The organism is Cellulomonas sp. ICMP 17802, assembly GCF_041295535.1.
Taxonomy (GTDB): domain Bacteria; phylum Actinomycetota; class Actinomycetes; order Actinomycetales; family Cellulomonadaceae; genus Cellulomonas.
In genome coordinates, this window is record NZ_JBGFQZ010000004.1 from 131,605 (window position 1) to 143,938 (window position 12,334).

The 12,334-nt window shown below is 71.1% G+C and carries 9 protein-coding genes and 1 tRNA gene; 2 read left to right on the plus strand and 8 right to left on the minus strand.

Annotation, left to right across the window (positions count from 1 at the left end):
• Positions 1–123 precede the first annotated feature (123 nt).
• Both AB5970_RS06850 and AB5970_RS06855 read left to right on the plus strand, forming a co-directional pair.
• Positions 124–3,543 (plus strand): hypothetical protein, encoded by a 3,420-nt coding sequence (locus AB5970_RS06850; protein ID WP_370503170.1) that lies wholly within the window; start codon positions 124–126, stop codon positions 3,541–3,543.
• A 9-nt stretch (positions 3,544–3,552) separates the two neighbouring features.
• Positions 3,553–5,106 (plus strand): hypothetical protein, encoded by a 1,554-nt coding sequence (locus tag AB5970_RS06855; RefSeq protein ID WP_370503171.1) that lies wholly within the window; start codon positions 3,553–3,555, stop codon positions 5,104–5,106.
• Positions 5,107–5,534: 428 nt separating this feature from the next.
• Here AB5970_RS06855 and AB5970_RS06860 read toward each other — a convergent pair.
• The 8 genes from AB5970_RS06860 to AB5970_RS06895 all read right to left on the minus strand — a co-directional run bounded on the left by AB5970_RS06860 (position 5,535) and on the right by AB5970_RS06895 (position 12,241).
• Positions 5,535–5,608 (minus strand) — tRNA-Pro (locus AB5970_RS06860).
• Positions 5,609–5,635: 27 nt separating this feature from the next.
• Positions 5,636–6,679, minus strand: coding sequence for a hypothetical protein (locus AB5970_RS06865; protein ID WP_370503172.1), 1,044 nt, complete (start codon positions 6,677–6,679; stop codon positions 5,636–5,638).
• The gene (der, locus tag AB5970_RS06870) at positions 6,676–8,151 is read right to left on the minus strand and encodes a ribosome biogenesis GTPase Der (protein WP_370503173.1); all 1,476 of its coding nucleotides are present in this window, start codon (positions 8,149–8,151) and stop codon (positions 6,676–6,678) included. Before der ends, AB5970_RS06865 begins: the two co-directional genes overlap by 4 nt.
• Before the next feature lie 56 nt (positions 8,152–8,207).
• Entirely contained in the window at positions 8,208–9,014 is an 807-nt protein-coding gene (locus tag AB5970_RS06875; protein ID WP_370503174.1) for a class I SAM-dependent methyltransferase, read from the minus strand.
• Positions 9,015–9,016: 2 nt separating this feature from the next.
• On the minus strand, positions 9,017–9,700 hold the full coding sequence (locus tag AB5970_RS06880) for a lysophospholipid acyltransferase family protein (protein ID WP_370503175.1): 684 nt from the start codon (positions 9,698–9,700) through the stop codon (positions 9,017–9,019).
• A complete protein-coding gene (gene cmk / locus AB5970_RS06885) occupies positions 9,697–10,407 on the minus strand; it encodes a (d)CMP kinase (RefSeq protein WP_370503176.1) in 711 nt (236 codons plus the stop codon). Before cmk ends, AB5970_RS06880 begins: the two co-directional genes overlap by 4 nt.
• Positions 10,389–11,498, minus strand: a complete 1,110-nt coding sequence (locus AB5970_RS06890) for a prephenate dehydrogenase (protein ID WP_370503177.1) — start codon at positions 11,496–11,498, stop codon at positions 10,389–10,391. Before AB5970_RS06890 ends, cmk begins: the two co-directional genes overlap by 19 nt.
• On the minus strand, positions 11,495–12,241 hold the full coding sequence (locus AB5970_RS06895; protein ID WP_370503178.1) for a pseudouridine synthase: 747 nt from the start codon (positions 12,239–12,241) through the stop codon (positions 11,495–11,497). Before AB5970_RS06895 ends, AB5970_RS06890 begins: the two co-directional genes overlap by 4 nt.
• Between the last annotated feature and the right edge of the window lie 93 nt (positions 12,242–12,334).

Below are 12,334 nucleotides of genomic sequence, written 5' to 3' on the forward strand. Positions count from 1 at the left end.
TATCGGGGGCTATCGGCCGTCCAGACCCCGCGCCTTCCGCTGTCTGGCCCGCCGCATCACCGCCTTCGGGGATCGACGACGAGCTGGACGTGCCCGCCCCCACCACCGAGGGGGAACGTCGTCATGCCCGAGATCAACGACGCCAGCGGCCACATGCCGAACGAGCCGGAGCACCCCGACGCACCATCCCCAGCGCCGCCGCTGACACGGGCCACGATTGCGACGCCCAGCGAGCCTGATCCCAAGACCTCGAAGACTTCCTCGTCCAGATCGCGGCACACGACGCTGTCGGCGAGAGCGACGGCTGGATCGAAGGTCGAACAGGACCCCGCAGCGTATCCGCAGCAGACACCGCCGCTGGTGACGGCGACGCCTCCACCGGTCGGCGGGTCCAAGACCGCTCGAGCGACGACCAGAGGCAGGGTCGCGCAGGTCAAGGCGCCCGCCGCTTCATCGGACGATGGCGGGGTGCTGGCCGATGCACCGTCTGTCTCCGCGTTCGAGAAGGAGCTGCACACCCAGGACAGGATCGAGGACCTCCTGGGCGGACGGCTCAAGGCGAAGGTCGCCGAGACCACGAAACACGCCACCACGGCGAAAGCAGCCTTCGCGAAGTTCGCGCCCAGTGCACTCACGCCGGCCGACCGCGCGCGAGGGGTGTTCCTGCCTCAGGGAAGGAAGCTTGCGACATTCCAGGCGACCGCCGTAGCGAACGGTGTGACGAGGCTGAACGACACGGCCGACCAACGGCACCTCCGGGTGACGCTGGCCGACGCGGCAAGCACGATCATTGGTGCCAACGACCGAGGGCAGGCCGCCATCCCGGTCAAGGTCGGTGGCTTGGTGAAGTTCCTCGACACGCACCTCAAGGAGGCGCCGGCACTGACGCTCCCCTCGATCGTCTCCCGTTGCGCGGCCCAGCTCGAGGCGGCGAAGAGACTCCGTGAAGGCACCCTCGGCACGCCGACACCAGCGCCCCCGCCAACACCCAGCGCTGACACGGCCGTGATAACACAGCAGAGCACCAGCGGTACCACCCAGCGGTCGCTGCGCGCGAAGGACCTCGTGCACGACTACCTACCCAAGCTGATCGGCACGATGACATCGCCCGAGACGCCCCTGGACCCGCTGACCTCCCGGGCCACCCTGGACGACACCGAGCGAGGCATCGACACGTTCCAGCTGCGCGCCGGCGCCTCAGATGTCACGTCGTACCACGACTTCCACACGCTGCGCGTGGCGTTCGACCACGTGTGGACCGAGCTCGTCGATGACAACCTCCGCGCGCTGGGCGAAGAGATGTATGCGCTCGTGCTCGCGATGCTCGGCGGACAGGCCCCACAGCTGCCCGCAAAAGTCGACGATCTCGACGACCTCAGGCGACTGCTCACGAGCGTCGCCGAGCTCAGCGGGGTCGTCGAACGGACCCAGAACGAGCCTGGTTCCTCGGGCGCCTTCTCGGCGGTGGCCACCGGTGGCATCTCCACGCTAGGTGGATTCCATCCGAACACCTCAGCAATCACGGGCGACAAGTCGGAACCGCCGCCACTTCCGGGCTCCCAGCGACTCAGCCGCCTCCTGACGGAGACGCTGCGGCGCCTCAACGAGCCGTACTCGTTCAGGGTGTTCCCCGAACGGGCGTACAACTTCGGATTCCTGGCCACGTACCGCCAGACCTGGACTCCCGAGCGCTATCAGGTCGGCGACCTCGTCTCCACCATCCCGCTGGCCCCGCGAGAAGTCCGCAAGTACACGACGCGTCGGGTGGTCAAGACGACTCGCGCGACCAAGGAGCTCGAGGACTCGTTGCGGACCACCCGCACAGGCTCGACCACCTCGGCCCGGGTGGAACGGGAGATCGTCGACAAGGCTCAGACCAAGACCGACTACGACATGGCCACCCACGGGTCATTCGGCGCCGAGGGCTCCTACAAGGGCGACTTCACCGCGCACACGGGCGGTGACGAGTCCGCGCAGTCCGAGCGGATCAAGCGCCAGTTCCACGAGGCCGTCCTCAACAGCTCCCAGGAGTACCGCCAGCAGCACCGCGTGGAGGTCGATGCCACCACCACGGACGAGTACGAGGAGACGACGGAGCACGAGATCCAGAACCCGAACGAAGAACTCACCGTCACCTACATGCTGTACGAGCTACAGCGTCGATACCGGATACAGGAACGTCTGCACCAGATCGTGCCCGTCATCCTCGTGGCCAACCGGGTGCCCGCGCCGAACGAGATCGACGACGCCTGGGTCACGGCGCACGACTGGATCCTGCGCCGGGTCATCCTCGACGACTCGTTCCGGCCGGCGCTGGACTACCTCGCGAAGAGCTTCGTCGGTGCCGAGCTCAACATCAACATCCTCGAGATCGCCGCCAAGGCGCAGAAGCAGCTCGCGGATGAGATCAAGGGTGAATTGAAAGCGCAGACCGCGATCCTCGACCAGGCGAAGAAGGACCTGGATCTCGCGGCCAAGGCAAGCGCCGCGAACACGACGGCCGAGGGCGTTCTCGGGACTGTGAAGCGGATCTTCGACCCGCTGCAGATCACCGGCAAGGAAGTGCTCGGAACCGGCCAGGGGGTGCAGGCCGTCGTCGACTACGCCCAGGATTCTGTCGACCGTGCAGAACGGGAGGCATCCCAGCTTCTTGATCGGCTCGCCGCAGCCACCACCACGTTGCAAGAAGCGATTAACCGACTCGCGATGGCGGTCAAGGAGCACTACGAGCGCGTCGCCGAGATCGACCGGCTCCGGGGGCACGTGAAAGACAACATCCTGTATTACATGCAGGCCATCTGGAGCCACGAACCTGCCGACCAACGATTCTTCCGCGTCTACAACTACGACATCAGCATCCCCGAGCCCCCCGGCGCCGGAACCCCGGATGTCACGGCGACCAAGACCGCACCGAGCATCGTCCAGCGGCTCGCCGGCGACGTCGGGACGCAGTCCTGGATGGCGAGCATGCCGGGGCCGAGCAAGACGACGGTCACTCGAAAACTCGTCGACATCGCCGACCTAGACACCGTGCTCGGCTACAAGGGCAACTACGCGATCTACCCGCTCCTGCAGAACAACTTCGTGACGCTGAACATGATGCAGGACTACCTGGAGGTCTCAGAGGACGTCGTGCGCCTCAAGGACCCCGACCCGTTGGGCAACTTCACGATCGACGAGCTCGTCCAGCTCGCCGAGTGCGTCCGGGCTACGGACGCCGACCTGTACAGGGCGAACGAGGAGGACTTCAAGAAGTTGATCGTCGACCGGTTCCTGTCCGGCCACCCTGACGACGACCGCGTCATCGTCCCGACCAATTCGCTCTACATGGAGGCGCTCGTCGGGACGCATCCGCTGCTCGAGGACTTCAAGCTGTACCACCGCGCGCTAGACGTGAGGAAGGTGCAGGCCGAGGTACGGCACGCCGAGCTGGAGAACTTGCGCCTGGCGGTCCGCGCGGCCAAGGGCAAGGATGACGACCCCGACATCGACAAGAAGATCATGGTCGAGGGCGTCGCCGGCGTCGACGTGAGCACCAACTGAGGTCAAGCCGTGACCGACACACCGGACGCCAGTCCTGCCGAGCGCGGCGTTGTGCGCCCAGGCACGCAGAACACCGGCACGGCGAACGCCGGTAACCCCGGGGTCCTGGTGGGCACCCGGGACGTCGGCGGCCAGCGCTACGCGCAGTACAAGGCCACCGAGGGCACCTGGGTCTCGGCCAGCATGCAACAGCAGGGATGGGCGTCCGTCTACGGTCCGGACACCGCATATGGCGCACACACCGGAATCGTGCGGTCCCCGGACGGCACCGCGCTGGCAGCACCCGACCGGATCCGCCCCGGCCAGGAGTACCTGGTGCCTTTGGCGCGGCAGGCCGCCAGCCCAGTGGCGGAGCCGTCGCCGCCCGTGGTGCAACCAGCGACGTCCGCACAGACCGCGGATCCTCAAGGAGTCCGCGCATTGGAGGGCCGCTACGGGGCGACGGACGTGGCGCGAGGGCCTACTGACGCGGCGCACACTTTCGATCCGATGCTCGGGCTCCTCGGAAGTGCCCCTCGCCTCGCGCCCACCCCCCCACCCGAGGTCCCACCCGAGGTCCCACCCGGGCCGTACCTCACGCTCCTCAGGGGCGGCGCCACCGGAGAGACGGCGGTAGGGATCGCGGCACGCCTCGGCGGTCTCGCCAGGGCCGCAGTCCCCGTCGCGGCCGCCGCAGCGGCGGCGTACCTGTCGGTCACGTGGGCGTTCGACCGCTGGCATGAGGTCCACCGCTTGGCCCTCGAGGCCGACGAGCAGCGCCAGGATGCCGAACGCGAACAATGGTGGGCGCGGGTTCATCTCCAGCAGCAGGCGTTCATCATGTGGCAGAACGGCGAGATGACCGAGGAAGAGTACTTCCTGTTCATGACGACGGGCGCGGTCGGCAGGCCAGAGCGACCGCAATCTCCCGAGGCGATCGCGGCCGACAAGAAGGCCGCCAGAGCAGCCTGGTTCAGGGTCATGTGGCTCGGCTACCTGTACAACCTCCTGCACAGGTTTGACACCCCGTTCACCGAGGTGCACGTCGAAAGCGGCACGCCTGGTGTCTTCAATCGAGTCGACGGCTACGACCCGGTCACGGGCCGGATCCTCGAACGGAAGAACACTCAGTTCGCGGCAATCTCTCTTGCGACAGGCCTCTCATACCTCCGCGAGACCTTCGCCAAGTACCACCCAGGAACAAGAATCGCCAATACGCCCAAGAACAAGGAGCTGCGCGAAGTCGGGCCGGCGGGAAAGCGCCTGAAGGGCGTGATTGAACTTCGCATCCCGGTCCAGTTGAAACCCATCCCGAAGCGGATCCTCGTCGAGGCGAAGAAGTTGGACATCAGGATCATCGACGACCTCGACAACGAGTTCACCCTAAAAGGGGATCAGCGGACCAAGGGCAAGATCCCGATTGAGGAGGTCGACCCCACTGCACTCCCCACGGTCCCTCCACCGCAGCCGGCACCCAAGGGCCCTCGCTACATCACGATCACCCAAGAGGACGTCGCTCTCACCGAGACGGAACAGGCGGAGCTCCAAGCGCTGGACGATGCCTTCGGCGTGAAAGACGAGTAAGGCCACTTCTTGCCGCGTCGTGACCGCCGGTCCACCTTGTCACCGCTTCATGCTTTCCGGATGAGACGCGGGCGTCTCATCCGGAAGACCGCCGTCTCATGTTGCCAATTGGCCTCCGCACGGTGGTCGCCGGGCTCGCGGGCGAGCTGAGGCACCGCACCGCGGTCGTGGATCTCGGGCTACCGGGATCCGGCGACCGGGAAGCGGAAGTTCCAGCGCGCCAAGAAGCACACCCGCAAGGAGGCGCTCGAAGTCTTCCGGAGATGAAGCGCCGTAGCGGGGCCGGGAGGCGGTCGCGGCGGCGGCGACCGCACTCGGCCTCGGCTGACTCCCCCGGCGGCGGAACGTGACTCGCCGCGTGACTCCCCAAACAGTTTCAGGGGCCGCTCCGGTGATCCGGAAACGGCCCCTGACCTGCTGCTTCACTGTCGGGCTGACAGGATTTGAACCTGCGACCCCTTGACCCCCAGTCAAGTGCGCTACCAAGCTGCGCCACAGCCCGATGGCCCCCGCAGGAGCCTCGGAAACTCTACCCCACGGGCGAGGTGCTCCGGTCACCGGCGATCACGTCGAGCTCGGCGGCGACGACCGCCAGGATCACGAGGTCGATCACCAGGCCGGTGGTGGCGTCCCAGGGCGAGAGCCGGAACAGGAAGATCTGGGTGACCAGCAGCGCGACGAGCACGGCGCGGCGGAACCAGCGGTAGCCGGCCTCGCGGTCGGTGCGGACGCGGACGAGGCCCAGCACGGCGAACGCGGTCGAGGCGAGCCCGCTGAGCACGAGGCCGACCACCAGCCACACGGGCTCGTCGTCGGAGGCCGTCCAGCCGTAGATCCCCTGCGCCAGGGTCACCACGGACGTCGCCACCAGGACCCCGACCGTCACCCAGGGCACCCAGCGGGCGCGGACCAGCCACCGGGACGCCCGCACGATCCACTGGGACGTCGCGCCGATCGGGTCGGGCACCTCCACGGCGTCATGCTCGACGGCGTCGAGCAAGGCGCGTACCTCGTCGGCCCCTGGCGCGTCGCCGGCCTGGGACAGGTACCAGCGGGCCCGCGTGCGCTCTCGAGCGCTGAAGCCGCCCGCCAGGCCCGCGACGGCCTGGTCCGCGGCGGCGGCGAGGAACTCGGCCGGGTCGCGCGGGTGCCGGCGCTGCAGGACGTCCGCGAACAGGCCCAGGCCGATCACCACGAGGTAGATCAGCGCCGCCGTGGGCTGCCAGAAGTAGTTGTAGTCGGCCGTGACGAACTTGCCCACCTCGTCGATGAACAGCCCGAAGCCCACGCCGGCGACCAGGACGGACATCCGCCGGACCACCGGGCCGACGAACGTCATGAGCAGGATGAACGCCAGGGCCATGAGCAGCCCGCCCCACAGCACGTGGGAGACGTGCACGCTCCCGCCGCCCAGCTGCGGGAACCCGGTGAGGCTCAGCAGCAGGCGCGTGAGGACGACGGTCGCCAGCGTGGTCACCAGGAAGCCGGTGATGTGGCTGCTCGACGCGGGGTCGCGCGGCAGCCCGAGCCTCAGCAGAGGTCGTCGGCGCCCCACCGGCCCCTCAGGGGTCACCGCTTGCGCTTCTCCCGCACGCGCACCGAGATCGAGATGGGCGTGCCCTCGAAGCCGAAGGTCTCGCGCAGGCGGCGCTCGATGTAGCGGCGGTAGCCGGGGTCGAGGAAGCCGGTGGCGAAGATGACGAAGCGCGGCGGCCGGGTGGACGCCTGCGTCGCGAAGAGGATGCGGGGCTGCTTGCCGCCGCGCAGCGGGTGCGGGTGGGCCGCGACGAGCTCGCCGAGGAACGCGTTGAGGCGTCCGGTCGAGATGCGGGTGTCCCACGACTCCAGCGCGCGCTCGAGCGCGGGCACCATGCGGTCGGTGTGCCAGCCGGTCTTCGCGGAGATGTTCACGCGGGGCGCCCACTGCACCTGCACGAGGTCCTGCTCGATCTCGCGCTCGAGGAACGGGCGGCGGTCCTCGTCCATGAGGTCCCACTTGTTGTACGCGATGACCAGGGCGCGGCCGGCCTCGATCACCTGCGTGATCACACGGGTGTCCTGCTCGGTCAGCTTGACCGAGGCGTCGACCAGCACGACGGCCACCTCGGCCTTCTCGATCGCGGCCTGCGTGCGCAGCGAGGCGTAGAAGTCGGCGCCGGACGTCTGGTGCACGCGGCGCCGGATCCCGGCGGTGTCGACGAACACCCACGGCTTGCCCTTGAGGGCGACGAGCTCGTCGACCGGGTCGCGCGTGGTGCCGGCGACGGAGTCGACGACCACGCGCTCGGCACCGAGCACCTTGTTGAGCAGCGAGGACTTGCCGACGTTCGGGCGGCCGACCAGCGCCACCCGGCGGGGGCCGTCCGGGATCGGGGTGCCGTGCGCGGAGACCTCGGGGAGCGCCTCGATGGCGGCGTCGAGCAGGTCGCCCGTGCCACGGCCGTGCAGGGCGGAGACCGGGAACGGCTCCCCCAGGCCCAGCGACCAGAGGTTGGCGGCGTCGGCCTCGCCGGCGGGGCCGTCGACCTTGTTGGCGCAGAGCACGACCGGCTTGCCGGCCTTGCGGAGCAGGCGCACCACCTGCGTGTCGGTCTCGGTGACGCCGACGGTGGCGTCGACGACGAAGATCACCGCGTCGGCCAGCGAGATGGCGACCTCGGCCTGCTGGGCCACGCGCGCCTCGATGCCGGCGACGTCGACCTCCCAGCCGCCGGTGTCCACCAGCGTGAACCGCTTGCCCGACCAGTCCGCGGGGTAGCTCACGCGGTCGCGCGTGACGCCCGGCCGGTCCTCGACGACGGCCTCGCGGCGGCCGAGGATGCGGTTCACCAGGGTCGACTTGCCGACGTTCGGGCGGCCGACGACGGCGAGCACCGGGAAGACGACGACCGGCTCCTCGCCGATCTCCCCGACGTCGCCGGCGTGCAGGAGGGCAAGGTCCTCGTCCTCGAGCTCGTACTCGGTGAGCCCTGCGCGCAGAGCCCGCTCGCGGTCGGCGTCGGCGGTCTCGTCGGGCAGCGCGAGGATCGGATCGGGCTCAGTCATGCACCCATTGTCCCAGGTGTACCGGCCGCGGGGCGACGGCCCCGGCGAGAGTCCCGTCACGGCCGCCAGATCGTTGCGGCCACGTCACGTGCACGCTCGCTGAACAGGCCCGCGCCGAGCAGCGCGCGGAGGTCGCGCTCGAACGCGCCGAGCCGGTCCCCGAACAGGTGCGGGGCGGAGCTGGACAGGGACAGGACGGCCGCCACGACGTCCTCGGTGGTCCGCTCGACCGCGTTCCCGCGCGGCACCACGAGGCGCTCCGGGCCTCGGTAGCCGGCGGCCGCCATGACGTCCTCCTCGCCGCCTCGGGTCCCGTCGGGCAGCGTCCCGCGCCCGGCCCGCCGCACGGGCCCCAGGTACGCGGCGACCAGCGTGTCGATGCCGTCCCACGGCGGGCGCGGGTGCGGGAGCTCGTCGTCGCCGTCGGCACCGCGGTGGGTCATCGCGGCGACGTGCACCCAGGCGCCGGCGGGGTCGAGCATCCCCCGCACCAGCTCGGCCACCAGCGGCTGGTCCATCCAGTGGAAGGACTGGGCGAACACGACCGTGCGGAACGTGCCCAGACCGCCGGGGAGCTCCTCGGCCCGCAGCTGCCGCCACTCGACCGGCGCCGACCCGGTGGCCCGCCGCGCCTCGGCCAGCATCCCCGGGTCGGGGTCCACCCCGACGGCCGAGGCGAACAGCGGGGCGAGCAGCAGCGTCAGGGAGCCCGGACCGCAGCCGACGTCGAGCAGCCGACCGGTCCCGTCCAGGCCGAGGGCGTCCCGCAGCGCGTCCGCCAGCGCCGGCGGGTACGGGAGCCGGCCGACCACGTAGTGCGCGGCGCTGCCCTCGAACAGGGTCGGGTCCCACCGCCAGTCCACGGTCAGCTCGCGCGTTCGCGGTTCGGGTCGTCGGTGGGCAGGGCCAGGCCGGTCCGGGCCACGGCGCTGTCGACGAGCGCCGCCAGGGCCACCCGGATCGCCTCGTTCGCCTCGACGAGCGCGACCTTGCCGGACGTCCCGGGCGGCCGCTCGAGCACGAGGGGCTCCCCGAACTCGATCGCCAGCCGCCGCCGCAGCCCGGGCACGTGGTTGACGGACTCCCCCGTCCGGCGCGTGCCCAGCACCGCCACCGGCACCACGGGCGCGTGACCGTTGAGCGCGAGCCACGCGATCCCGGCGCGGGCGCTCGCCGCGTCACCGCGGCCGCGGTTGCCCTCGGGGAACACGCCGACCACGCCGCCGCGCTTGAGCACGGCCAACGCGCTGGTCAGCGCCGTGCGACCGCCCTCGCGGTCCACCGGGATCTGGCCCGCGGCCCGCAGCACCCAGCCGACGGGACCCCAGAACATCTCCTCCTTGACCAGCATGTGCGAGGGCCGCGGCGCCACACCGAGAAGGATCGGGCCGTCGACGATGCCGGTGTGGTTCGCGGCGAACAGGACGGGACCGTCGGCCGGCACGTTCCGGGCGCCGACCACGCGCGTGCCCCAGACCACCCGGGCCAGGAAGCGACCGATCCACCGCGCCCAGCGCGGGCCTCGGGGCGACGGGCCGTCGGTGCTCACGCCCGCGGGCCCACGACCGACTCGACGACGTCGAGCACGGCCTGCACGGTCTGGGCGAGGTCCAGGTGCGACGAGTCGACGGTGACCACCCCGTCGGCCGCGACGTGGAACTGCACGACGGTCGAGTCGTCGGCGTCGCGCCGCAGCACCTGGTCGCGGGTGGCCTCGACCGCGTCGGCGTCGGCGGAGCCGTGCAGCTCGCGCGCGCGGCGGGCCAGCCGGGCCTCCTCGCTCGCGGTGAGCAGCACGCGCACGTCCGCGTCGGGGGCGACCACGGTGGTGATGTCCCGGCCCTCGGCCACGATCCCGCGACCGCTCACGCGCGCGTCCTCGATGGCCTCGCGCTGGAGCCGGCCGAGCTCGGCCCGCACCTCGAGGTTGGTCGCCACCGCGCTGACCGCCGCCGAGATCTCCGTCTCCCGGATCGCCTCGCCGACGTCGACGCCGCCCACGTGCACCGTCGGGTGGGCCGGGTCGACGCCCATCACCAGCGGCAGCGCCCTGACCTGCACCGCGACCGCGTCGATGTCCGTGAGGGGGACGCCCCGCTGCAGGCACCACCAGGTCGCCGCCCGGTACATCGCCCCCGTGTCCAGGTACGCGAGCCCCAGCGCGCTCGCCACGCCCCGGGACACGCTCGACTTGCCGGACCCCGAGGGTCCGTCGATCGCGACGACCACCGCCGTGCTCAACTCACCAGTCTCCATCCGCGGGCCGTCAGCTCCGCCTCGAGGTGCTCCGCGCTGCCGGGCAGCACCGAGATCTGCGCCATGCCGACCGGGCGGCCGGCGGCGTGCTCGAGGTGCAGGTCCTCGAGGTTGACGCCCGCCTCCCCCACCTCGGTGAGCAGCCGCGCCAGCTCGCCGGGGGCGTCGGGCACCAGCACGGTGACCACGGCGTAGACCCGCTGCGCGCCGCCGTGCTTGCCGGGGATGCGGGCGACGCCGGCGTTGCCGTCGGCGATCGTCTGGGCGAGCGCGGCGAGGGCGCCGAGCTCCACGGTCTCCGGTCCGCTCGCCACGGCGGCCTGGCCGAGCGCGGTGATCACGCCGTCGAGGTCGGTGCGCAGGTGGACCAGCACGTCCCGCACGGCCGCGGCGTTCGCGGCCAGGATCGAGGTCCACAGCGCGGGGTCCGACGCCGCCAGGCGCGTCACGTCCCGCAGGCCCTGACCCGCGAGGCCCAGCGCCGCGTCGTCGGCGCCGCGCAGGCGCGCAGCCACCAGGCTCGCGGCCACCTGCGGTACGTGCGAGACGGCGGCGACCGCGGCGTCGTGCGCGTCGGCGTCCATGGTCACGGGCACCGCGCCGAGGTCGACGGCCAGCGCCCGCACCGCCAGCACGGCGTCCGGCCGCGACGAGCCGGAGTCGGCGATGACCCAGGGCCGGCCCAGGAACAGGTCCGGCACCGCCGCCGAGGGACCGGACCGCTCGCGGCCGGCCATCGGGTGCGAGCCGACGTAGCGGGTCAGGTCGGCGCCGGCGGCCTTGAGCTCCGCGAGCACGTAGCCCTTCACGCTCGCCACGTCCGTGACGACGGCGTCCGGGTACGCCTCGAGCTCGGCGCGCACGACATCCGCGGTGACGTCCGGCGGGGCGGCGACGACGATCAGCGCCGGGGCGGGGTCGTCCGCGCGCGCGGCCCGGCCGGCCCCGACGTCCCGGGCGAGCGCCAGGGCCGTCCGCGACGGGTCGTGCAGCACGACGTCGACACCCCGGGTGGCGAGCGCGAGACCCACCGACGTCCCCAGCAGGCCGGTGCCGACGATCCGCACCGGCCCTCGCGTCGCCAGCGTCACATGCCCACCCGTGTCATCAGGGAGCCCACCTCGGTCTTCGACAGCACGCGCGTGCGGCCCGGCTTGAGGTCGCCCAGGCGGATCGGGCCGATCTGGGTGCGGACCAGCTGCGTGACGGGGTAGCCGACCTCGTCGAAGATGCGCCGCACGATCCGGTTGCGCCCCTCGTGCAGCTCGATCTCCACCAGGCTGGCCTGCGGCGTGGTCTGCACGATCTGGAACTTGTCGATCTTGGCCAGCCCGTCCTCGAGCTCGACGCCCTTGATCAGCCGCGTGCCCAGCGACGGCGTCACGCGGCCGTCGAGCTGCACCAGGTACACCTTGGTGACGCCGTGCGACGGGTGCGAGAGCCGGTTGGCCAGGTCGCCGTCGTTGGTCAGCAGGATCAGGCCCTCGGTCTCGGCGTCGAGACGCCCGACGTGGAACAGGCGCTCCTCGCGGTCCGCGACGAACTGCCCGATCGACGGCCGGCCCTCGGGGTCGTGCATCGTCGAGACGACGCCCTTCGGCTTGTTCAGCGCGATGGTGACGATCGACGTGTCCAGCTGCACCCGCATGCCGTCGACGTGGATGACGGCCGTGAGCGGGTCGACGCGCACGCCGAGCTCGAGCACCTTGTTGCCGTCGACCGTCACGCGGCCGGCCGAGATGAGGTCCTCGCAGGCCCGGCGGGAGCCGAGCCCGGCCGCCGCGAGCACCTTCTGCAGGCGCACGCCCTCCGGGTCGTGGACGTCGATGGTCACCTCGGGCGTGCGGCTGGGCCGCGTCGGGCGCGACGAGGTTCTGCAGGTTGCCGGCGTCCCCGAACTGGGCCGTGCCGGTCTTGGCCGCCACCG

Coding starts and splice junctions, on each gene's coding strand:
- AB5970_RS06850 (WP_370503170.1), top strand. CDS start 124: ATGCCCGAGATCAACGACGCCAGCGGCCACATGCCGAACGAGCCGGAG.
- der (WP_370503173.1), bottom strand. CDS start 8,151: ATGACTGAGCCCGATCCGATCCTCGCGCTGCCCGACGAGACCGCCGAC.
- cmk (WP_370503176.1), bottom strand. CDS start 10,407: ATGGAGACTGGTGAGTTGAGCACGGCGGTGGTCGTCGCGATCGACGGA.